This is a genomic window from Fodinibacter luteus (assembly GCF_039541575.1).
GTDB classification, from domain to species: domain Bacteria; phylum Actinomycetota; class Actinomycetes; order Actinomycetales; family Dermatophilaceae; genus Fodinibacter; species Fodinibacter luteus.
In genome coordinates, this window is the sequence record NZ_BAABGM010000013.1 from 188,792 (window position 1) to 211,167 (window position 22,376).

18 protein-coding genes are annotated in these 22,376 nt (G+C 72.7%); 2 read left to right on the forward strand and 16 right to left on the reverse strand.

From position 1 onward, the window contains the following. Positions 1 to 189 precede the first annotated feature (189 nt). Positions 190 to 1,053, forward strand: coding sequence for a universal stress protein (locus ABD899_RS10610; protein ID WP_345205562.1), 864 nt, complete (start codon positions 190 to 192; stop codon positions 1,051 to 1,053). A 53-nt stretch (positions 1,054 to 1,106) separates the two neighbouring features. Here the strand turns inward: ABD899_RS10610 and ABD899_RS10615 are convergent, their stop codons facing one another. From ABD899_RS10615 to ABD899_RS10640, 6 genes are all read right to left on the reverse strand, one after another. Next, positions 1,107 to 3,230, reverse strand: coding sequence for a S9 family peptidase (locus tag ABD899_RS10615; RefSeq protein WP_345205564.1), 2,124 nt, complete (start codon positions 3,228 to 3,230; stop codon positions 1,107 to 1,109). A 278-nt stretch (positions 3,231 to 3,508) separates the two neighbouring features. Continuing rightward, on the reverse strand, positions 3,509 to 5,263 hold the full coding sequence (locus ABD899_RS10620) for a bifunctional metallophosphatase/5'-nucleotidase (protein ID WP_345205566.1): 1,755 nt from the start codon (positions 5,261 to 5,263) through the stop codon (positions 3,509 to 3,511). A gap of 194 nt (positions 5,264 to 5,457) precedes the next feature. After that, on the reverse strand, positions 5,458 to 9,081 hold the full coding sequence (dnaE, locus tag ABD899_RS10625) for a DNA polymerase III subunit alpha (protein WP_345205568.1): 3,624 nt from the start codon (positions 9,079 to 9,081) through the stop codon (positions 5,458 to 5,460). Positions 9,082 to 9,138: 57 nt separating this feature from the next. Continuing rightward, a complete protein-coding gene (locus tag ABD899_RS10630; RefSeq protein WP_345205571.1) occupies positions 9,139 to 10,062 on the reverse strand; it encodes an RluA family pseudouridine synthase in 924 nt (307 codons plus the stop codon). Beyond that, the gene (gene lspA / locus ABD899_RS10635; protein ID WP_345205573.1) at positions 10,055 to 10,636 is read right to left on the reverse strand and encodes a signal peptidase II; all 582 of its coding nucleotides are present in this window, start codon (positions 10,634 to 10,636) and stop codon (positions 10,055 to 10,057) included. The genes ABD899_RS10630 and lspA overlap by 8 nt, the downstream gene beginning before the upstream one ends. Next, entirely contained in the window at positions 10,609 to 11,070 is a 462-nt protein-coding gene (locus ABD899_RS10640) for a TraR/DksA family transcriptional regulator (RefSeq protein ID WP_345205574.1), read from the reverse strand. Before ABD899_RS10640 ends, lspA begins: the two co-directional genes overlap by 28 nt. A 19-nt stretch (positions 11,071 to 11,089) precedes the next feature. Between ABD899_RS10640 and ABD899_RS10645 the strand changes: the two genes are divergently transcribed. Then, a complete protein-coding gene (locus ABD899_RS10645) occupies positions 11,090 to 11,686 on the forward strand; it encodes a hypothetical protein (protein WP_345205577.1) in 597 nt (198 codons plus the stop codon). A gap of 274 nt (positions 11,687 to 11,960) precedes the next feature. Here the strand turns inward: ABD899_RS10645 and ABD899_RS10650 are convergent, their stop codons facing one another. The 10 genes from ABD899_RS10650 to ftsW form a co-directional block, all read right to left on the reverse strand. Further along, the gene (locus tag ABD899_RS10650; protein ID WP_345205578.1) at positions 11,961 to 13,499 is read right to left on the reverse strand and encodes a DivIVA domain-containing protein; all 1,539 of its coding nucleotides are present in this window, start codon (positions 13,497 to 13,499) and stop codon (positions 11,961 to 11,963) included. A 213-nt stretch (positions 13,500 to 13,712) separates the two neighbouring features. Beyond that, on the reverse strand, positions 13,713 to 13,988 hold the full coding sequence (locus ABD899_RS10655; protein ID WP_345205581.1) for a YggT family protein: 276 nt from the start codon (positions 13,986 to 13,988) through the stop codon (positions 13,713 to 13,715). A gap of 49 nt (positions 13,989 to 14,037) precedes the next feature. Continuing rightward, positions 14,038 to 14,526, reverse strand: a complete 489-nt coding sequence (locus ABD899_RS10660; protein WP_345205584.1) for a cell division protein SepF — start codon at positions 14,524 to 14,526, stop codon at positions 14,038 to 14,040. A 56-nt stretch (positions 14,527 to 14,582) separates the two neighbouring features. After that, the gene (locus ABD899_RS10665; protein ID WP_345205585.1) at positions 14,583 to 15,305 is read right to left on the reverse strand and encodes a YggS family pyridoxal phosphate-dependent enzyme; all 723 of its coding nucleotides are present in this window, start codon (positions 15,303 to 15,305) and stop codon (positions 14,583 to 14,585) included. Beyond that, positions 15,302 to 16,009 carry a purine nucleoside phosphorylase YfiH/LACC1 family protein gene (locus ABD899_RS10670; protein ID WP_345205587.1) on the reverse strand — a complete coding sequence of 236 codons (708 nt, stop codon included), beginning with the start codon at positions 16,007 to 16,009 and terminating at the stop codon, positions 15,302 to 15,304. The genes ABD899_RS10665 and ABD899_RS10670 overlap by 4 nt, the downstream gene beginning before the upstream one ends. Positions 16,010 to 16,153: 144 nt before the next feature. Next, positions 16,154 to 17,377, reverse strand: coding sequence for a cell division protein FtsZ (ftsZ, locus tag ABD899_RS10675; protein ID WP_345205589.1), 1,224 nt, complete (start codon positions 17,375 to 17,377; stop codon positions 16,154 to 16,156). 422 nt (positions 17,378 to 17,799) lie between these two features. Then, complete coding sequence (locus tag ABD899_RS10680; RefSeq protein WP_345205592.1) at positions 17,800 to 18,555, reverse strand: cell division protein FtsQ/DivIB; 756 nt, start codon at positions 18,553 to 18,555, stop codon at positions 17,800 to 17,802. Further along, positions 18,552 to 20,015, reverse strand: coding sequence for a UDP-N-acetylmuramate--L-alanine ligase (murC, locus tag ABD899_RS10685; RefSeq protein ID WP_345205595.1), 1,464 nt, complete (start codon positions 20,013 to 20,015; stop codon positions 18,552 to 18,554). Before murC ends, ABD899_RS10680 begins: the two co-directional genes overlap by 4 nt. 2 nt (positions 20,016 to 20,017) lie before the next feature. After that, complete coding sequence (gene murG / locus ABD899_RS10690) at positions 20,018 to 21,115, reverse strand: undecaprenyldiphospho-muramoylpentapeptide beta-N-acetylglucosaminyltransferase (protein WP_345205598.1); 1,098 nt, start codon at positions 21,113 to 21,115, stop codon at positions 20,018 to 20,020. Next, on the reverse strand, positions 21,112 to 22,374 hold the full coding sequence (ftsW, locus tag ABD899_RS10695) for a putative lipid II flippase FtsW (RefSeq protein WP_345205601.1): 1,263 nt from the start codon (positions 22,372 to 22,374) through the stop codon (positions 21,112 to 21,114). Before ftsW ends, murG begins: the two co-directional genes overlap by 4 nt. Between the last annotated feature and the right edge of the window lie 2 nt (positions 22,375 to 22,376).

Genomic DNA, 22,376 nt, shown 5'->3' on the forward strand with positions numbered 1-22,376 from the left:
GAACCGGTCGCCGGGGCAACCACTTCCGCACTCGCCGCGCGTCGTGTGACCGGCGCCCTTGCGTCGGGTGCCCCGCCGTGCCACGGTCAGGGTGTGGGGAGCGCCGCCCCCCACGACGACGGGCGACCTCGCAGCCGACGGTCACGACGAGCCGCCCGCCGCGGACCACTCGCGATCGGAGGAACCCAGATGGGTGCACCACGAGTCGTCGTCGGGGTCGACGGATCCCCTCTCTCCATGGCGGCCGTCACCCGTGCCGCGCAGGTCGCGAGCGCCCGCGGGCTCCCCCTGCACGTGCTGCACGCCTTCGCGGCCGACCTGCCCATGCTGGGGTTCGGCGAGCTCTCCGACGGCTCGGCGGTCGTGTCGACTCACGCCCACCGACTCGTCGCCGACGGCGTCGCCCGGGCCCACGTTGTCGACCCGACGCTCACCGTCACGACGTCGATCCGTGAGGGCTACGCCAGCCAGGCGCTCGTGGATGCCGCCCGCACCGCCGCCCTCGTCGTCGTCGGCGCCATGGGCCACGGCGTCTTCAGCCGCGCCAGTGTCGGCGCCGTCGCGATGCAGGTCGTGACGCACGCCCGATGCCCCGTGCTCGTCGTCGGCCACGAGAACACCGACCCCGCGTCCGAGGACGCCTCCGTCGTGGTCGGCGTCGACGGTTCGAAGCCGTCCCTGCGGGCCCTCGCCGCCGCGTTCGACGAGGCCGCACGCGGCAACGGCGCCCTGGCCGTCGTCCACGCCTGGGAGGCGCGCAGCGCGGCCGACCCCACCCTCGCGAGCGACTCGAGCTGGAGCGCCTACGAGGCCGAGCTCCAGCGCACCGTCGAGGCGGCCCTCACGGCCCGGCGCGCCGAGCACCCGCACGTCAAGGTCGACTACGAGGTCCTCCAGGCCGAGCCGGTGAGCGCCCTCCTCGAGCGGGCCCAGGGCGCCGCCCTCCTCGTCGTCGGCAGCCGCGGCTCCGGAGGGTTCCCGGGGCTGCACGTCGGCTCGACGGCGCTGCGCCTCATGGGCCGCAGTCCGTGCCCCATCCTGTTCACCCGCTAGGCCGGCGGCGAACCGGCTGACCCGCTGACCCCGGCGACGGCAGCGCGCCGGGGTCAGCCGTCGACCCGCTCGGTCGCGCCGAGCTGGTCGAGCACGAAGGCCCACTCCCACGCGATCTGCTCCCACGCGGCATACCGACCGCTGCGTCCCCCGTGCCCGGCCGCGATCTCGGTGCGCAGCAGCACCGGCCGCTCGACGAGGTCGCTCGTCACCGTCTCCCGCAGCCGGGTGACCCACTTGGCGGGCTCGGTGACGTACACCCTCGTGTCATGCAGGCTCGACGTCGCGAGCACCGCCGGGTAGACAGCAGCGCGCAGGTTCTCGTAGGGGGCGTACGCGCGCATCGCCGCGTAGACCTCGGGGTCCGCGAGGGGGTTGCCCCACTCCTCCCACTCCCCGACGGTGAGGGGGAGCTCGGGCTGGAGCATCGTCGTCAGTGCGTCGACGAAGGGCACGGCGGCGTGGGCCACCCTGAAACGCTCGGGAGCCAGGTTGAGCACGGCGCCGACGAGCAGCCCACCGGCAGAACCGCCTTCGAGGCCGACGCGGTCGGCCGCGAACCACCCGGCCGCGACGAGGTGGTCGACGCAGGTGAGCGTGTCGGTGAAGGTGTTCGGCTTCGCGAGCAGCTTGCCGTCGTCGTACCAGCCGCGACCCATCTCCCCGCCACCGCGAACGTGGGCCACGGCGAACACGACCCCCCGGTCGAGCAGGCTGAGCCGCGCCACCGAGAAGTAGGGGTCGGAGGAGATCTCGTAGGACCCGTACGCCGTGAGCAGACCCGGGTTGCCGCCGTCGGGCTCGACACCGACCCGGTGCACGACCGACACCGGGATCCGCGTGCCGTCGGATGCCGTGGCCCACTCCCGCCGCTCTGTGTAGTTGGCCGCGTCGAAGTCTCCGAGCACCGGCTGCACCTTGAGCACGGTGCGCTCGCGGGTCGTGAGGTCCACGTCGAGGACGGTGCGCGGGCTCGCCCACGACTCGACGACGACCTGGACTGCGACCTGGCCCGGTTCGGGGTTGTCGCCGAGCCCGATCGAGTGCACCGCCTGGTCGACCTCGACGTCCCACGGGTCGCCGTGGCCCGTCGGGCTCGCCGGGTCGCGGGGTAGCACCCGCAGCGCGGTGAGACCGCCGGTGCGCAGCGACAGCACGGATGCCGTGTCGAAGGCGTCGACCGACACGAACCGCTCGCCCTCGCCCGAGGCGAGCCACGGCATCCACTGCTCATGGCTCGTCGCGTCGAGCGGTGCCCACGCCAGGTCCGCGTCCGGCGTGTCGGTGTTGTGGACGACGAGCAGGCGGTCGCCGGCCGGTTCGACGTCGTACTCGACCCCCTCGCGGCGCGGGGCGACGACGCGCCACTCCCCCTCGGGGTCGTCCGCATCGAGGAGGTGCACCTCCGACGTCGTCTTCGAGCCGAGGCCGAGGAGCAGCCAGCGCTCGTCGCGGCTGGCGGACACGCCCATCCAGAACCGCTCGTCGTCCTCCTGGTGCACGAGGACGTCGTCGGCGGGGTCGCCCCCGACCCGGTGCCGCCACAGCTGGTGCGGGCGCCACGCGTCGTCGAGCCGGGTGTAGAAGACGAAGCGGCCGTCGCGGCTCAGCTCGACCCCGTAGCCGATGCCGGTGAGCGCCGTGTCGAGCACCTCGCCCGTCGCGACGACCCGGACCGTGAGGTCGAAGCGCTCGTCCCCCTCCGTGTCGACGGCGAAGGCGACGAGGCGGTGGTCGGCACTCACGGTGAGCGCCCCGAGCGAGAAGAACTCGCTGTCGCCCGCCTCGACGTTGCCGTCGAGGACGACCTGCTCCCCCGACACGGCCTCGGCCTCCGGGTCGGGCCGCACCGCGGGGTCGGTGAGGGGGGCACGCACCTGGGCGGCGTACTGCCGGCCCTCGACGGTGCGCGAGTAGTACCACCACGGGCCGCTCGCGACGGGCACCGAGAGGTCGGTCTCCTTGACCCGTGAGCGGATCTCCTCGAAGATCGCGTTGCGCAGGGGCGCGAGGTGCGCGGTGCGGGCCTCGGCGTGGGCGTTCTCCGCCTCGAGGTGGGCGAGCAGCGCGGGGTCCTCGAGGTCACGCATCCACGCGTAGGGGTCCTCGAAGCGGTCGCCGTGGTGCTCGCGCACGTGGGGTCGGCGCTCCGGGGTGGGGGGGACGTGGCTCGGCATGGCGTCACTGTATGTCGGTCACAGCGTCCGGCAGGTTGGTGCCCCCAACCCCCAAGGCGCCGGACGCTGCGGACCACCCCCGCAGGACGTCCGGCAGCTCGATGCCCCCAACCCCCAAGGTGCCGGACGCTGCGGGCCACCCCCGCGGGACGTCCGGCAGGTTGGTGCCCCCAGCCCCCAGGGTGCCGGACGCTGCGGGAGCAAGGAGAACGCGGCGAGGGCCGCACCCCGGGTGGGGTGCGGCCCTCGCTCGCTCCGCGGCGCTGTGTCGTTGCCTGTCAGAGCCCGGCGATGCGGTCCTCCGGCGCGGTCAAGCCGGGGTTCACCTTGAGGTAGGCGACAAGGTTGGCCAGGTCCTCGGACCCACCGAGGATGTTCGTTCCCTCGGTGAAGCCAGTGAACAGGTCCCCGCCGTTGGCGAGGAAGTTCAAGGTAGACACCCGGTACGTCGCGGCCGGATCCACCGGGACACCATCCAGCTGCATGGAGTTGGGGACGACCCTGCTGCCCTCGGGCTGTGTGGCGTCCCACTCGTACGTGAAGCCCTCGGACACACCGAGCGCCAGCATCGGGCGGCTGCCACGTGCCTCTACAGGCTGGTACTGCTGCTCGAGGATTTCCTCGATCTGCGCTCCCGTGAGGTCCATGGAGACGAGGAGGTTCCCGAACGGGGCGACGTCGTAGGCCTCGGCGTAGGTGATCTCACCCGGGGCCTCGGCGTACTTCGGCTCGAGCAGGAAGCTGGCCCGCACACCACCCACGTTCATGAAGGAGATCTGCGCTCCGCCGTTCTCAGGGGCCTCGGTGCCCCAGAGAATGGCGTCCGCCAGGAGGTCGGCCATGGGTGTCTCGACACCACGATCGCCACTCGCGTCACCGGTGATGTCCTCGCTGTTGCTGCCGACCACCTCGGCCGCCTTGGCAGCGCCAAGGGTGCTCCACTTCTCCAGGATGGCCGTCTGAGCGGGATCCGGCGTCAGCTTGTCCCTGGTGACGAGGTGGTTCTGGGCCGAGGTGCGGTTGCGTACGACGTCACCGGTGCTCTTGTCGATGACGAGCTTGGTCTCGGTGACGACCCTGCCGTAGGACGCCGCACTCGTGACGAGGCGGGGGTTGCCTTCCGGGTCGGGAACCGAGCAGACATACGGCTGGTGCGTGTGGCCTGTGACCAGGGCGTCGACATCAGGCGTCATCTGCGCGGCGATCGTGGCCACGGGGCCCGACAGGCCCTTGCACTGGTCGAAGTTACCGGACTGGTAGCCGCCCTCGTGCAGGAGGACGACGATCGCCTCCACACCCTGCGCCCTGAGCAGCGCCGCCTGCGCGTTGGCCGTCTCGACCTCGTCCTCGAACTCCACGGACGCCACGCCCGCGGGGTTGACCAAGGTCGGGGTGGCCTCGAGTGTCATCCCGATGAAGCCGATCTCGACGCCGCCGACCTCCTTGACGGACGTTCCGGGAAGGAGGGTGCCCGTGCCGTCCTTCTTGACGACGTTGGCAGCCAGCCACTGGAAGTCCGCGCCCGCGTAAGGGTCGTCGGGGAAGTAGCAGCCGTCCACGGGGTGGCACCCGCCGTCCTGCATCCGCAGGAGCTCGTCGGTACCCTCGTCGAACTCATGGTTGCCGACACTGCTGACGTCGAGGCGCATCGCGTTCAAGGTCTCGACCGACGGCTCGTCGTGGAAGATCCCGGACAGGAAGGTCGACCCCCCGATGAGGTCACCCGCGGCCACGGTCAGCGACTGGCCCTGCGGTGCCGATCCCCTCAGCGCGTCGAGCGCGCTCGACAGGTACTCGGCACCTCCGACCGCCTTCTGTGACGGGTCCTGCGTCTTGGACAGCGGCCCATCCGTGGCCTCGATGTGCCCGTGGTAGTCGTTGAACGACAGCAGCTGCACCGCCGTGAAGTTGGGGTTGCCCGTCGCGGCGGGCTTCTTGCCCTCCGCGGCGAGGGCGGGGGTGCCCGCGACGAGGGCTGCGATCGCGGTGGCCGCGATACCGGCGCCGAGGACGCGCCGACGGGTTGTGGTCATAGATGTCTCCTTGAGGGTGTACGGCGGAGCCCACCCTAGGGCCTCGGTCGGGCCGTGAGAAGGGTGCGCACCACCGAATTGCGCAGGTCACGTCGGTGACACACCTGCCGTTCGCCCACGGCCGCGCACGAGCCCGGGGCACCCGGCATCCACGGGTGACGCACCTCATACCACCGCCCGTGTTGCCCGACCGTTCAGGCAATGCAGCGTGGACCGAGGAGCACCTTGAGGTCGCCGAAGAGCGCCTCGGTGGCGTTGACCCGGAAGGCCGGGTCGAGCCGGATCTCCACGGACCGCCCCGGCTTGACGAGCCGCAGGTGCACCTCGGTCGTGCCCGGGTGGTTGGTGAGCACCCCCTTGAGCTCCTCGATGCGCTGCGAGGTGGCCCGCACCGTCTCCATCGTGACGACGACCGGCCCGCGCGGGCCATCGCTGACGTCGGGGAGCGTGAGCTCCTGCGCGTAGATCGAAACGGTGTCGTCGCGCCGGTTGACCTTGCCGCGGACGACGGCGACGGTGTCCTGCTGCAGCATCGGCCCCACCGTCATGTAGGCGCTGGGGAAGAACAGGCACTCGATCGAGCCGGCGAGGTCCTCGACCGTCGCGATCGCCCAGAGGTCGCCCTTCTTCGTGCGTTTGACCTGCAGCCCGGTGATGAGGCCCGCCACGGTGACCATCGAACCCTCGGGCCGGCCGCCCTCGTCGGCGGTGAGCGCCGCGATCTGGGTGTCGGCGTGCTGGGTGAGCACGTGCTCGACCCCGAACAGCGGGTGGTCCGAGACGTAGAGCCCGAGCATCTCGCGCTCGAAGGACAGCAGGGTCGACTTGTCCCACTCGACGCCGGGCACCTGGCTCAGGCCCATGAGGTCGGCCCCGGAGTCACCGGCCGAGTCGTCGCCGAAGGCTCCGAAGAGGCTGTCCTGGCCGATGGCCTCCTGGCGCTTGACGGCGACGAACGCGTCGACGTACTCCTCGTGGACCCGCAGCAGGCCCATCCGCGTCTCGGCGAGGCCGTCGAAGGCCCCACCCTTGATGAGCGACTCGATGGTGCGCTTGTTGCACACGACCGCCGGGACCTTCGACATGAAGTCGCGGAAGGAGGTGAAGCGGCCCTTGTCCTCGCGGGCCGCGATGATCGCCTCGACGACGTTGTGGCCGACGTTGCGGATCGCCTGGAGCCCGAAGCGGATGTCGGTGCCGACCGCGGCGAACTGCCCGATCGAGTCGTTGACGTCGGGCGGCAGCACCTTGATGCCCATCCGGCGGCACTCGCCGAGGTAGAGGGCCGACTTGTCCTTGTCGTCGCCGACCGAGGTGAGCAGCGCCGCCATGTACTCGGCGGGGTAGTTGGCCTTGAGGTAACCCGTCCAGTACGACACGAGCCCGTAGGCGGCCGTGTGCGCCTTGTTGAACGCGTAGTCCGAGAAGGGCACGAGCACGCTCCACAGCGCGGCGATCGACGCCTCGGTGAAGCCCTTGGCCTTCATCCCCTCGGAGAAGGGGACGTACTCGGCGTCGAGCACCTCCTTCTTCTTCTTGCCCATGGCCCGGCGCAGCAGGTCGGCGTTGCCGAGCGTGTAGCCGGCGAGCTTCTGGGCGATCTCCATGACCTGCTCCTGGTAGATGACCAGGCCGTAGGTCGTGCCGAGGATCGGGGCGAGCGCCTCGACCATCTCGGGCTGCAGCTTGCCCTCGAGCTGCGGGTCGAGCGGGGTGAGCGCCTGCTTGCCGTTCTTGCGCAGGGCGAAGTTCGTGTGCGCGTTGACGCCCATCGGGCCGGGACGGTAGAGCGCGAGCGCGGCCGAGATGTCCTCGAAGTTGTCGGGCTGCATCAGCTTGAGCAGGGTGCGCATGCCGCCCCCGTCGAGCTGGAAGACGCCGAGGGTGTCCCCGCGCGAGAGCAGCTCGTAGGTGGCCGGGTCGGTCATGTCCTTGGACAGCGCGTCGAGGTCGACGTCCTCGCCCCGGTTGCTGCGCACGTTCGCGATCGCGTCGTCGAGGATCGTGAGGTTGCGCAGGCCGAGGAAGTCCATCTTGACCAGGCCGAGGGCCTCGCAGCTCGGGTAGTCGAACTGGGTGATGACCTGGCCGTCCTGGAGCCGCCGCATGATCGGGATGACGTCGACGAGCGGCTCGCTGCTCATGATGACGCCCGCGGCGTGCACGCCCCACTGGCGCTTGAGCCCCTCGAGCCCCTTCGCGGTCTCGACGACCTCCTGGAGGTGCTGCTCCTGGGCGACGAGGTCGCGGAACTCCTTGCCCTCGGCGTAGCGCGCGTGCCCCGGGTCGTAGATGCCCGACAGCGGCACGCCCTTGCCCATGACGTCCGGCGGCATCGCCTTGGTCAGCTGCTCTCCGACCGAGAACGGGTGGCCCATGACCCGGGCGGCGTCCTTGACCGCCTGCTTCGCCTTGATCGTGCCGTAGGTGACGATCTGCGCGACCCGGTCGCTGCCGTACTTCTCCGTGACGTAGCGGATGACCTCACCACGGCGACGCTCGTCGAAGTCGACGTCGAAGTCGGGCATCGACATCCGCTCGGGGTTGAGGAAGCGCTCGAAGATCAGCCCGTGCGGGACCGGGTCGAGGTCGGTGATCTTCATCGCGTAGGCGCACATCGAGCCCGCGCCGGAGCCGCGGCCCGGCCCGACCCGGATGCCGTGGTCCTTGGCCCAGGTGATGAAGTCGGCGACGACGAGGAAGTACGAGGCGTAGCCCTTGGAGACGATGACCTCGGTCTCGAAGGCCGCCTGCCTCGTCGCGTAGTCGGGGATGCCGCCGGGGAAGCGCTCGTGCAGGCCGCGCTGGACCTCCTTGACGAACCAGCTCTCGGCGTTCTCGCCCGGGGGGCAGGGGAAGTCCGGCATGAACCGCCCCTCGCCCTCGGTGAACGAGACGTCGCACATCTCGGCGATGAGCAGCGTGTTGTCGCAGGCCTCGGGCAGCTCGCGCCACGTGTGCCGCATCTCGGCGGGGCTCTTGAGGTAGAAGTCGTCGGCGTCGAACTTGAAGCGACCGGGGTCCATGAGCGTCGACCCGGACTGCACGCACAGCAGCGCCGAGTGTGCGGTGGCGTCGTCGGGGTGGGTGTAGTGCAGGTCGTTCGTCGCGACGAGCGGCAGGTCGAGCTCGCGGGCGAGCCGCAGGAGGTCCTTCTGGACGCGGCGCTCGATGTCGAGGCCGTGGTCCATGAGCTCGCAGAAGTAGTTCTCGGCGCCGAAGATGTCGCGCAGGTCGGATGCCGCCTGCTTGGCGAGGTCGTACTGCCCGAGCCGGATCCGGGTCTGGATCTCGCCCGACGGGCACCCGGTCGTGGCGACGAGGCCGCGGCCGTAGCGGTCGAGCAGCTCGCGGTCGACGCGCGGCCACTTCGCGTAGACCTGGTCGAGCGAGGCCTGCGAGTCCATGCGGAAGAGGTTGTGCAGGCCGGTGTTGTCGCGCGCGAGGAGCGTCATGTGGGTGTAGGCACCCGAGCCGGACACGTCGTCGCCCGGGCTCGTGCGCTCGTCGCCCCACCTCACGCGGGTCTTGTCGGTGCGGTGCGTGCCGGGGGTGACGTAGGCCTCGACCCCGATGATCGGCTTGACCCCGGTGCCCTGCGCCTTCCTCCAGAACTCGTAGGCCCCGAAGACGTACCCGTGGTCGGTCGTGGCGAGCGCCGGCATCCCGAGCTCGGCGGCCCGGGCGAACAGGTCGCCGATCCGCGCGGCCCCGTCGAGCATCGAGTACTCGGTGTGCACGTGAAGGTGGACGAAGCTGTCCGAGCCCTTCGGCCTGCTGGTCGTCGGGGCGGGGCTCGGGGCGGTCGGGGAGGACATCGCCGACCATCCTAGGTCGCCCCGGGGACACCCCTCGGCGTGTCGTGGCCCGTGTCGTCAGAGTCGGTCGAGGGCCTGCTGGAGGTCCTGCGGGTAGCCGCTCTCGAAGGTGACCCACTCCCCCGAGCCCGGGTGCTCGAAGCCCAGCCCGACGGCGTGCAGCCACTGCCGCTCGAGCCCGAGCCGGGCGGCCAGGGTGGGGTCCCCCCCGTAGGTCAGGTCGCCGACGCAGGGGTGTCGCACCGCGGCCATGTGCACCCGGATCTGGTGGGTGCGACCCGTCTCGAGGCTGACCTCGAGGAGCGAGGCGTGGCGGAACGCCTCGAGCAGCTCGTAGTGGGTCACCGCGTGCTTGCCGGAGTCCATGACCGCGAACCGGTAGTCGTGCCCGGGGTGGCGCCCGATCGGCGCGTCGATCGTGCCGACGAGCGGGTCGGGCAGGCCCTGGACGAGGGTGTGGTACGTCTTGTCGACCCGGCGCTCCTTGAACGCGCGCTTGAGCACGGAGTAGGCCCGCTCGCTCGTGCAGACGACCATGAGCCCCGAGGTGCCCACGTCGAGGCGAGACACGATGCCCTGCCGCTCGCTCGCCCCGCTCGTGGAGATACGGTAGCCCGCCGCCTTGAGGCCGGCGAGGACGTTCGGCCCCGTCCACCCGACGCTCGGGTGTGCGGCGACGCCGACCGGCTTGTCGACGACGACGATGTCCTCGTCCTCGTGGACGACCGTCATCCCCGGCACGGGCTCGGCGACGACCTCGAGGGTCGGGCTCGCGGGGGATGCCGGGAGCTGCACCTCGAGCAGGTCGCCGGCACTGACCCGGTGGCTCTTGCCGACGCTCGCCGCGTTGACGCTGACGCCGCCGTCGGCGGCGAGGTCGGCGGCTCGGGTGCGCGAGAGCCCGAACAGGCGCGCGATCGCGGCGTCGACCCGCTCACCCTCGAGGCCGTCCGGGACGAGGACCGTGCGGGCGTCAGCCATCCGCGTGCTCGGCGCGGTGCACCGGTCCGGCGATCGAGGTGCCGCGGTAGGCCAGCACCATGATGATCCCCGCCCCCACGACGATGGCGATGTCCGCGACGTTGCCGACGAACCAGCCGAAGTAGTCGATGAAGTCGACGACGTGGCCGCGGCCCGGGCCGGGCTCGCGGAAGAAGCGGTCGACGAGGTTGCCGAGCGCGCCACCGAGCAGCAGGCCGAGGGCGACGGCCCAGGGCGTGTTGCCGACCCGGCGGGCACCGACGACGACCCACACGAGGATGGCGACCGAGACGGCCGTGAGCACCCACGTCGCGCCGTCGCCGATGGAGAAGGCCGCGCCCGGGTTGCGGATGAGGTTGAGCCTGATGCCGGAGCCGAGGAGGTCGACCTTCTCGCCCGGCGTCAGCGACCGCAGGGCCCACACCTTGGTGGCCTGGTCGAGCACGAGGACGACGGCCGCGAGCCCGAGCAGGACGGCGTACAGCCGCCGCCGGCCTGCGGACGGGTGGTCCGGGGCCGGCGTGGACGGGCTGGGGTGGACGGGCGTCAGCGGCGTTCCTGCTTCATCTTGCATGGCATGCATAGGGTCGCACGAGGAGCGGCCTGGAGCCTAAGCTTGCCGATCGGGTTGCCGCAGGACTCGCAGATGCCGTAGCTGCCGTCGTCGAGCCGCTCGAGCGCGTGCTCGGTCTGGAGGAGCATCTCGCGGGCGTTGTTGGCGAGGGAGATCTCCTGCTCGCGCTCGTAGGTCTTCGCCCCGGCGTCGGCCTGGTCGTCGCCGGCACCGTCGCCCGAGTCGCGCATGAGGTCGACGAGGTCGCTCTCGGCGTCCCGGAGCTCGGTGCGCAGCTGGGCGATGTCGTGCTCGAGCTCGGCGCGGACCTCACGCAGCTCCTTGGCGGTCCACGGCGACTCGTCGTCGCGGACGGCAAGCACCTGCTTCGCGGCCTTGCGGGGTGCGGTGGTCCGGCGTGCGGAAGCCGGGGCGGAGGGTGCGGCGTCGGTCACGGGCGTTGCCTTCCGGGGAGTGGTGGTCGTCGCGGCCGTCGCCGTCGTCGTGGTCGCGGCGGCCTTCGTGGGTCGAGCGGCCTTCGCCCCTGGAGCCTTGGCCGCCGACGTCTTGGCCGCCGGAGCCTTCTTCGCGGGCGACGTCTTGGTCGTTGCCGCCTTCGCGGAAGCCGCCGTGGTCGCCGGAGCCTTCTTCGCGGGCGACGTCCTGGTCGTCGCAGACTTCGCTGGAGCCGCCGTGGTCGCCGGTGCGGCCTTCGCCGTCGACCTCGCGGGCGTGGACGCCTTCTTCGCGGGAGCCGCCTTCGTCGTCGGCGCGGCCTTCGCCGTCGGCCTCGCGGACGCCGAGCCCTTCTTCGCGGGAGCCGCCTTCGTCGCCGGTGCGGCCTTCGCCGTCGACCTCGCGGACGCCGACGCCTTCTTCGCGGGAGCCGCCTTCGTCGCCGCAGCCCTCGTGGCCGCGGCCTTCGTGGCCGCGGCCCTCGTGGTCGTCTTCGCCGCGGGCCTGGCCTTGGTCGCCCGGGCCTTGGGTGCCGCCTTCTTCGCGGGAGCCTTCGCTGCCGAGCCCGTGGCCCTCTCCCCCGCCGCGCCCGTCGAGGAGGTGGTCGTGGACTGACCGCCCCGGCCCCCGACCGCCTTGCGCGCCGTCGCGGCGGCCTGCCTGGCCACGGACAACGCGAGCTTGGCAACCATGTGGACCCACTTCCCGGGTGAACGCCGGGGCTCCGTCGGCCCTGACTGGTGGGGCGAGGATACGGGGTGCGCCTGCCTGCCTCAACGGCGGCACGCGGATGCGGAGCGGTCCCGTCGCCCCAGCACCCGGGGCGCGGACGGGGACGACGGGCCCGGCCACGTGGCCGGGCCCGTCGTCGGGTCGTCGCGCTCGGGCGTCAGCCCTGGTGCTCGGGCTGGGGCTGCGCGGCCTCCTCGTCCTGTGCCGCCTCGTCCGTCGCAGCGTCGGCACCGGTGTTCTTGAGCTCGGCGAGCTGGCCCTGGATGTAGGTGTGCAGCCGCGAGCGGTAGTCGCGCTCGAACCCACTCAGCTCCTCGATCTTGCGCTCGAGCAGGCCACGCTCACGGCCGAGCTCCTCGAGCACCGCCGCCTTCTTCTGCTGGGCCTCGGCGACCATCCCGGTCGAGCGCTCGCGAGCCTCCGTGAGCATCTCCTCGCGCTGGGCGGTCGCGGTCGAGAGCATCTCGTCGCGCTGGGCGGTCGCCGTCGACACCATCTCCTCGCTCTCGGCGGTCGCGGTCGAGAGCATCTCGTCGCGCTGGGCCGTCGCGGTCGAGAGCATCTCGTCGCGCTGGGCCGTCGCGGTCGAGAGCATCTCGTCGCGCTGGGCGGTCGCCGTCGAGAGCATCTCGTCGCGCTGGGCGGTCGCCGTCGAGATGAGCTCGTCGTGCTGCGCCTGGGCGGTGCTGATGAGCTCGTCGTGGCGGGCCTGACCGGTCGACACGAGCTCGTCGTGGCGACGCTGGCCCTCGGCCACGAGCTCGTCACGCCGGGCCTCACCGGCCGAGACGTGCTCGTCGTGCAGCCGCTGGGCGAGGGCGATGACCCCGGCGGCGCTGGCGCCACCTCCCGCACCGGCGAGGGCGGCGGCGCCGGAGGCACCGTCGGCGTCGGACTGGGCCCGCTCCGCGGCGGCGCGCTCGGCCTCCTCGGCCCGGCTCTCCGCAGCCGCGATCCGGTTCTGGGCGTCCTGCTCGACCTCCTGGAGGCGGGCGCGCAGGGTCACGAGCTCCTCGTCGGTCTGCGAGCCGGCCGCCTCGCGGGCGGCTGCACGCTCGGCGTCCTCCTGCTGGAGGCGGGCGGCCTCCTGCTCGCGCTCGGTCCGCAGGGCCGCCAGCTCGTCACGGCTCGTGCCGAGGTCTTCCTCGAGCTCCTGCACCCGGGTCTGGAGCTGCCCGGCGCGCTCCTCGAGCTGGGTGTTGGCGGCCTCGAGGGCCGTCGCCCTCTCCACGGCCTCGGCGGTCTGGGCCTCGAGCTCGGCGTTGCGGTGCTCGAGCTGGCCGACCCTGCCCTGCAGCTCGGCGTTGCGCACCTCGATGTCGCCGCTCTTGTTCTCGAACTCGCCGAGGCGGGCGGTGAGCTCGCTGTGCGTGCCCTCGAGCTCGCTCACCTTCGCGGTGAGGTCACTGCGGGTGCCCTCGAGCTCGGCGACCCGGGCGGCGAGCGTGGCGTTCTTCGAGCGCAGCTCGTCGAGGTCCTTGGTGGCGGCGCCGGGCACCTGGCTCGTGACCGGCATCCCCTTGCCCTCGAGCACGGTGTCGAGCTCGCCGCGCAGGTCGTCGGACTCCTTGGTCATCCGGCGCATCTCGGCGACGATGTCGTCGAGGAAGTCATCGACCTCGCGCTCGTCGTACCCCCGACGGAACTGGGTCTGGGTGAACGTCTTGTTGAGGACGTCCTCGGGCGTGAGAGCCATGTTCAACTCCTGTGGGCGGCCAGTGGGTCTCGGTCACCGGTCCGGTGCACGAGCGCACGGGGGCGCGGGGAGGCACCGGTTCCGGACTTGTCAGACTACGCGAATTGGCCCTGCCGGCGTCAGCCGGTGAGTTGCGCACCACTCCACGGGCTCTCGTCCCCGCCGGCGCCGACCGCGGCCGGCCGCCCGGGTTCCCTTGGGGCAGAACACTCCTCAGAGGATGAGAAGGAGGATGTAGACGAGGAAGAACAGGACCATGAACGACAGGTCGATCGAGACCCCGCCCAGCCGCAACGGGGGGACGACCTTGCGCAGGGCCCGCAGCGGCGGCTCGGTGAGCGTGTAGACGGGCTCGGCGACGAGCAGCGCGGCACCGCGGGGTCGCCACTCGCGCGCGAAGATGCGGATCCAGTCGAAGACGACGCGCCCGATGAGCACGAGGAAGTACAGGAAGACGACGAAGTGCAGGACCCCGCGCACGGCATTCATGGCAGGCAGTGTGACCGACGTGGCTGGGCGCCCCGGAACGCGGGGGTCGTCAGCTCTGGTTGAACACGCCGCGGCCGGGGACCACCGGGCCCTCCTCGGCGTTGACCTCGACGGTCTCGGGCGAGAGGAGGAAGACCTTGGAGGTGACCCGCTCGATCGAGCCGTGCAGCCCGAAGACGAGCCCGGCCGCGAAGTCGACGAGCCGCTTGGCGTCGGCGTCGCTCATGTCGGTGAGGTTCATGATGACCGGCACGCCGTCGCGGAAGTTCTCGCCGATCGTCTTCGCCTCGTTGTACGTGCGCGGGTGGATCGTCGTGATCCGGGAGAGGCCCCCCACCTCGGGCTGGCTCACGACGTGCGCCACCGCGTGCCGGGTGGGCAGGTGGGTCACCTCGGCGCCCCGGTGCTCGGGGCGCTCCTCGACGGGGTCGGGGTGCTCGGCGTGCTCGTCGTAGCCCTCGTAGTACTCGTCGTCATAGCGACCCTGGTCCTCGGCGAGGCCCAGGTAGACCATCGTCTTGCGCAGCGCGCCTGCCATTGAGTGCTCCTCGGTCGTCGGCCCCGCCCATTCGGCGCCGTGCGTCGTGACCGAAGTTACCGGTGGGACTCGCGAGATCCGAGGATTGCCGAGCCGACACGCAGGTGTGTCGCTCCCTCGGCGACGGCCGCCTCGAGGTCGCCGCTCATCCCCGCGGAGATCCACGTCGCCGCCGGGTGGTCCGCGCGGATGCCGTCGCTCACCCCACGCAGGCGGGCGAAGGCCGGGCGCGGGTCGGCTCCGAGCGGCGCCACCGCCATGACCCCGCGCAGGCGCAGCGACGCCGAGCCGGCGACGAGGTCGGCGAGGGCCGGCACCTCCGGGACCGCGACGCCACCGCGCCCCTCGGCGGCGTCGAGCGCGACCTGCACGGTGACGTCGAGGACCCGGCCGGATGCCGTGGCGGCTCGGTCGAGCGCCCGCACGAGCTTGGGCCGGTCGACCGACTGCACGACGTCGGCGTAGTGGGCGACCGAGGACGCCTTGTTGCTCTGCAGCTGCCCGATGAAGTGGACGGTGAACAGGTCGCGGCGGGTGACCTCGGCCATCTTGGCCGCCGCCTCCTGGTCGCGGTTCTCGCCGATGTCGGTGACGCCGAGCCCGACGAGGAGGTCGATGTCGGAGGCCGGGAAGAACTTCGTGACGACGACGAGGGCCAGGGGGTCCTCGCGCCCGGCGGCGCGCCGGGCCCGGTCGATGCGCGCGTGCACCGCGGCGAGGTGCGAGGCGAGCTCGGCCCGGCGCGCGCTCGACGGCTGCGGCAGGGAGGCCCCGGTCACGCCACACCCCTCGCGACGACGCCGGCGAACCGGCCGGTGCGACCGTCGCGACGGTACGAGTAGAGGTCGTCGCGCTCGCGGGAGCAGCCCGGCACCCAGCGCACGGCGACGTCGGCCTCGTGCAAGGCGGCCACCACCCCGGCGGCGACGTCGACCGCGGGCGTCCCCGTCCACGAGACGGCGGCGCTCACCGGCTGGACCCGGGCGGCGGCGTCGCGCAGCTCGGCCGGCACCTCGTAGCAGCGTCCGCACACCGCGGGCCCGACGACGGCATCCACCTCGCCGGCGCCGAGGTCGCGCATTGCCTCGAGGGCCCGCCCGACGACGCCGGCGACCAGGCCCGGGCGGCCGGCGTGGACCGCCGCGACGACGCCACCCGTCCCCGAGAGCAGCACCGGGACGCAGTCAGCGACGAGTGCCGCGAGGGCCACCTCGGTCGACGTCGTGACGACGGCGTCGCACGCGGGCGGCTGGTCCGGTACGTCGTCGACGACGACGACGTCGGCCCCGTGGCACTGCTCCATGTAGACGACCGGGCGTCCGAGCGCCTCGGCGAGCAGGGCGCGGTTGTGCGCGACGGCACCCGGGTCGTCGTCGACGTGGGCACCGAGGTTGAGCCCCGCGTACGGCCCCTCGCTCACCCCACCCACCCGGTCGGTGACGGCGCGGACCACCCCGCTGCGCTGCTCATGCCAGGCGAACACCCCCCCACCGTACGTCCGGAGGGCACCGCGTCCCGGACAACCCTTCGACGACACACGCGGCACATCCCGCAGCACCCTGCCCCGCGACATGCCGAGGGGCGGGCCGGAGAACCGGCCCGCCCCTCGTGCTCGCGTCGGGGACGGTTACTTGAGGAAGTCCGGGACGTCGAGGTCGTCGTTCTCGTCGAACGTCACGGTGCGCGGCGGCCCCTGCGCCGGCTGGGGCTGGCGCGCGGGCTCGACGTGCGCGTCGACCCGCTCGGTGCGCACCGCCGGCTCCTCGGCGGCCGGCTCGGGCTGCTCCGGCGGGGCCGGCGTCGGCGCCGACCGGTGCCCGTTGACGGCGGGCGTCGGCGTCGGGGTCGGGACCGAGCGGCCCTGCACGGTGCCGAGCGCGCGGTCGTCGGCGCGGTGCTGGGGCGCCCCGCCGTCGAACCCGGCGGCGATGACGGTGACCCGCACCTCGTCGCCGAGCGCGTCGTCGATGACCGCACCGAAGATGATGTTCGCCTCGGGGTGCGCGGCCTCCTGGACGAGGCGGGCCGCCTCGTTGATCTCGAACAGGCCGAGGTCGCTGCCGCCCTGGATGGAGAGCAGGACACCGTGGGCGCCGTCGATGCTCGCCTCGAGGAGCGGGCTCGAGATCGCGAGCTCGGCCGCCTGGACGGCGCGGTCCTCGCCCCGCGCGGAGCCGATGCCCATGAGGGCCGAGCCGGCACCCTGCATGACCGACTTGACGTCGGCGAAGTCGAGGTTGATGAGCCCCGGCGTCGTGATGAGGTCGGTGATGCCCTGGACACCGGAGAGCAGCACCTGGTCGGCGCTGCGGAACGCGTCGAGCATCGACACACCCCGGTCGCTGATCGACAGGAGTCGGTCGTTCGGGATGACGATGAGGGTGTCGACCTCCTCGCGCAGCGCGGCGATGCCCGTCTCGGCCTGGTTGGCCCGGCGCCGGCCCTCGAAGGTGAACGGGCGGGTGACGACACCGATCGTCAGGGCGCCCAGGCCCTTGGCGATGCGGGCAACGACGGGCGCGCCCCCGGTGCCGGTGCCACCGCCCTCACCCGCGGTGACGAAGACCATGTCGGCCCCCTTGAGGACCTCCTCGATCTCCTCCGCGTGGTCCTCGGCGGCCTTCTTGCCGACCTCGGGGTCGGCGCCGGCGCCGAGCCCGCGGGTCAGCTCGCGGCCGACGTCGAGCTTGACGTCGGCATCGCTCATGAGGAGCGCCTGGGCGTCGGTGTTGACCGCGATGAACTCGACGCCCTTGAGGCCGACCTCGATCATCCGGTTGATGGCGTTGACACCGCCGCCGCCGATGCCGACGACCTTGATGACGGCGAGGTAGTTCTGGGGTGCTGCCACGATGCGGGCCTTCCACTGGTCTTTCACTGGGTCCGAGGATCACCTGGGACGGAGTCGGTCGGGTCGTGCTGTGTTCCGAAACCCTCACCCTGAGGTTGACAGTCATGGTGTGGTCGCGGTTCGATGGGTCGACGCTAGGTCGGGCCGCGGGGTCAGGCAAAGAGGCGGTGGGCGTGTCGCGACATCCCCTCGGGAAATCCTCGCACGTGAGTGATCTCTGGTCACATCCGCCCCATGCGTCCCACCAGTCACACGGAGCACAGCAGGTTGGGGAGTGAGGCCCGGTCACTCCGAGGAAGTGGGGCCCGGCCACTCCCAGGAAGTGGGGCCCGGTCACTCCGACGAAGTGGGCCCGGGGAGTTGGGGCCGGGTCAACTCCCAGAGAGAGCCGGGTCACTCCCAGGGAGGCCCGGGTCAGCCGCTCAGCGGGTGACGGGGGTGTCGGGGGCGCTGACGTCGATGACCTTGGCCTTCGTCGGGAGCAGCGCGGCGAGGATCGCGACCTTGCGCTCGGAGTCCTCGCCGCCGCCCCAGACGACAGTGCGCTTGCCCAGGGTGAACGTCACGAGGTTCGCGCTGCTCACGGTGATCCCGGAGACCTGCGGCGCCAGGTCGCTCGGCAACGCCTCGAGGAGGGCGAGGGACGCCTGGAGCGCCTCGCGGGTCGTTCCCCGCGATCCGGCCGCCGTGACGACCGGCACGCCCTTCGGCGCGGTCCGCACGACGCGGAACGACACCCCTTCGGCATCCACGACCTCGAGTCGACCTTCAGGGTTGCGCACGACGATCGCGGGCGTGCGCTCGACGACCTCGACGCTCAGCGTGCGCGGCCACGACCGGCGCACCGACACCTCGGCGATGGTGACGCGGGACCGCACCCGGTCTGCGACGGCGTCGGTGTCGACCCGGGCGAGCGGGGTGCCGGGCGCGACCTCGACGAGCTCGGCGACCGCCTCGGCCTCGGTGCCGGTCGTGCCGGTCACGTCGACCTCCTCGACGCCGAACACCGTGCTCCACCCGAGCACCCAGACGAGGCCGGCGACGACCCCGACGGCGAGCGCCGTGAGCAGCGCCCGGCGCCAGGGCCGGCGCCGGTTGGACAGCGCCCTCTCCCGGAACCGGTTGGCGGCGGACGCCACGCCGTGCTCGGTCGCGGTGCCGTCGGTGCGCAGGCTCACGGGGGCCCCCCGCCGGCCCGCCGCCGCAACCCCTCGAGGACGAGCGGGGCGAGCGCCGTGACGTCGCCGGCCCCGACGGTGAGCACGAGGTCCCCGGGCCGGGCCGCCCCGACGACGGCGGCGACGGCCTCGTCACGGGTCGCCCCGACGACCACGGTGCGCTCCCCCGGCAGGTCGGCGAGCGGGTCGCCGACGAGGGCCGAGGTCACGCCGTCGAGGGGTGCCTCGCGCGCGCCGTAGACGTCGAGGATGACGACCTGGTCGGCCGGGGCGAGGGCGCGGGCGAAGTCGGCCGCGAAGTCGCGGGTGCGGGAGTACAGGTGCGGCTGGAAGACGACGCGCAGCGAGCCCGGGCCGGCGCGGCGCACGACCTGCGCGGCGGTGCCGACGACCGCGGCGACCTTCGCCGGGTTGTGCGCGTAGTCGTCGACGACGGTGACGCCCTCGACCTCGCCGCGCACCTCGAAGCGGCGGCGGGCACCGCCGAAGCCGGAGAGGCCGGAGAGCACGGCATCCGGGTCGGCGCCCAGCCCGCGGACCGCGGCGAGGTAGGCGCCGCACGCGTCGAGGACGTTGTGCTCGCCGGGCACGAGGAGGTCGAGGGTGCGGTCGGCGCCCTCGTCACGCAGGACGGAGCGGGTGCCGAGCCCGTCGGCGGTCGTGCCGAGCACGCGCAGGTCGCTGCCCTCGCCGTAGCCGTAGGAGACCACGGTGCGCCCACCGCGGCGGCGCAGGTCGTCGCCGAGGCGCCGCGACCCCGGGTCGTCGTGGCAGACGACGACGAGGCCGCCCTCCGGGACGGTCGCGGCGAACCCGGCGTAGGCATCGGCGACCTGCTCCGCGGTGCCGTAGAAGTCGAGGTGGTCGGGCTGCACGTTCGTCACCACCGCGACCTCGGGACGGTAGACGAGGAACGACCCGTCACTCTCGTCGGCCTCGACGACGAACGCGGGGCCGGCGCCGAGCGTGGCGTTCGTGCCGAGTTGCGCGATCTCACCGCCCGAGGCGAACGACGGGTCGGCCCCGGCGGCGACGAGCCCGACGACGAGCATCGAGGTCGTCGTCGTCTTGCCGTTCGCGCCGGCGACGGCGACCCGGCGCGAGCCCTCCATGAGCGCGGCGAGGGCCTGCGCGCGGTGGAGGACCCGCAGCCCCGCGGCACGCGCGGCCGCGAGCTCGACGTTGTCGTCGCGGATCGCCGACGACACGACGACGGTGTCGACGGCCTCGAGGTGGGCCGGGTCGTGGCCCACGTGCACGCGGGCCCCGCTGTCGCGCAGCGCGTGCAGCGTCGCGCCGTCGGCGGCGTCGGAGCCGCTCACCGTGACGCCACGGGCGAGGAGGAGGCGGGCGACGGCGGACATGCCGGCACCGCCGATCGCGATGAGGTGCACCCGCCCGAGGTTCGCCAGCGGTGGCACGGGCGCGGTGAAGTCGAACCGGGCCGGGGGTCGGGCCACGGTCAGCGCCCCCCGGCGGCGGCCGCGACGACGAGGTCGGCGAGCAGCTCGTCGCCGCCGCGCTCCCCGACCGAGGCGGATGCCGTGGCCATCGTCGCGAGCCGGGCCGGGTCGAGGGCGAGCGGGCGCACGACCTCGTCGACCCAGGCCGCGGACACCCGCGCGTCGTCGACGAGCAGCCCTCCCCCGGCCGCGATGACGGCCGCGGCGTTGAGCCGCTGCTCACCGTTGCCGATCGGCAGCGGGACGTACACGGCGGGCAGGCCGACCGCGGTGAGCTCGCACACGGTGTTGGCCCCGGACCGGGCGACGACGAGGTCGGCGGCGGCGTAGGCGAGGTCCATCCGGTCGCAGTACGGCAGGACGACGTACGGCGCACCGCTCGCCCCCTCGGGGACGAACTCCTTGCCGGTGCCCGCCACGTGGAGCACCTGGACGCCGGCCGCCGAGAGGGCGGCGGCCGCCCCGGCGAAGGCCTCGTTGAGGCGCTGGGCACCGAGCGAGCCGCCGGTGACGAGCACGGTGGGGGCGTGGGCCAGCCCGAAGTGGGCCCTCGCCTCGGCACGGCGCGCCATGCGGTCGAGCGTCGAGATCTCGCGCCGCAACGGCATCCCCGTGACGGTCGCACGGGGCAGGGCCGTGCCCGGAAAGGTGACGCCGACTCCGGCGGCAACGCGGGCGCCGAGCCGGTTCGCCAGGCCCGGGCGGGCGTTCTGCTCGTGCACGACGACGGGGGTGCCGTGGCGCCGTGCGGCGAGGTAGGCGGGGGTGGAGACGTAGCCGCCGAAGCCGACGACGACCTCGGCCGCGGTGCTGTCGATGGCGTGCTCGGCGGCCCGGACCGCCCGGCGCAGGTTGCCCGGGAGGCGCAGGAGGTCGCCGGAGGGACGCCGCGGGAAGGGCACCTTCGGCACCTCGAGGAGCGGGTAGCCGCGCTCGGGGACGAGGCGTGCCTCCAGGCCCGCCGCCGTGCCGAGCGCGGTGAGGCGGATGCCGGGGTACCGCCGGCCGAGGCAGTCGGCGAGGGCCAGCAGCGGTGAGACGTGCCCGGCGGTGCCGCCCCCCGCGAGGAGCACCGACCGGGGGCCGTTGGCGGTCATGAGCGGGCCCGCCGCAGCCGGCCCACTCCGGGCAGCACCGCGAGCGAGCGGCGCAGCGTCGACGGCCGCGCGGCCAGCGCCTCGGCGCATCCCGGCTCGGAACGGGCGAAGGACAGCAGGACGCCGAGCGCGAACATCGTCGTGACGAGCGAGGACCCACCGGACGACACGAGCGGCAGCGGCACGCCGATGACGGGCAGGAGGTTGATGACGGCTCCGATGTTGATGAGGGCCTGGACGACGATCCACGTCATGATGCCGGCGGTCGTGACGCGCACGAAGAAGTCGTCGGTGCGCATGACGAGCCGGTGGCACGCGAGGGCCAGGCCGGCGAAGAGGACGAGGACGGCGAGGGTGCCGGGCAGGCCGAGCTCCTCGCCGATGATCGCGAAGATGAAGTCGTTGTGCGGCTCGGAGAGCAGGCCCCACTTCTCGCGGCTGGCGCCGAGGCCGAGGCCGAACCACCCGCCGTCGGCGAGGGCGAAGCGACCGTGGATGGGCTGGCGGGCCGCCCCCCACTCGTCGGTGTTCCGCCCGAGCCACACGTCGAGGCGGCCGAGCCGGTTCGGGCTCGTCACGACGAACGCGACGGCCATGGCGACGAAGGGGATGCCCGCGAAGGCGAACCAGCGCATCGGAATCCCGGCCGCGAAGAGCACCCCGGCGACGATCGCGCCGAGGATGAGCACGGTGCCGAGGTCGTGGCCGAGGACGACGGCCCCGATGCTCAGGGCGGCGATGGGGACGAGGTAGGGCACGAGCACGTGGGAGAACGCGTGCAGCGTCCTGCGCTTGGCGGCGAGCACGAGGCCACCGGCGAGCACGAGCCCCACCTTGACGACCTCCGAGGGCTGCACGGTGACCGGGCCGAGGCGCAGCCAGTTCCGGTTGCCGTTCACCTCGTGGCCGAGCGGGGTGAGCACGAGCAGCTGGAGCACGATCGCGACGACGAGGACGGGCAGGGCCAGGCGCTTCCACCCCCCCACCCGGATCCGCGAGGCGACGACGAGCACGACCGCGCCGATCGCCGCGAACATCGCCTGGCTGAGGAAGATCGAGTAGGCCGAGCGGGTGCTGCCGGTGAGCGAGACGATCGACGACGCCGACAGCACCATGATGAGCCCGAAGACGACGAGGGCCGTCGTGACGAAGACGAGGAGGTAGTACGTCGCGACCGGCGAGTCGAACCGGGCGAGCCAGCCCGTGGCACGAGCCTCGTCACGGGTGCTCGCGCGCGCCGGTGCGGTCGCGCTGCTCACCG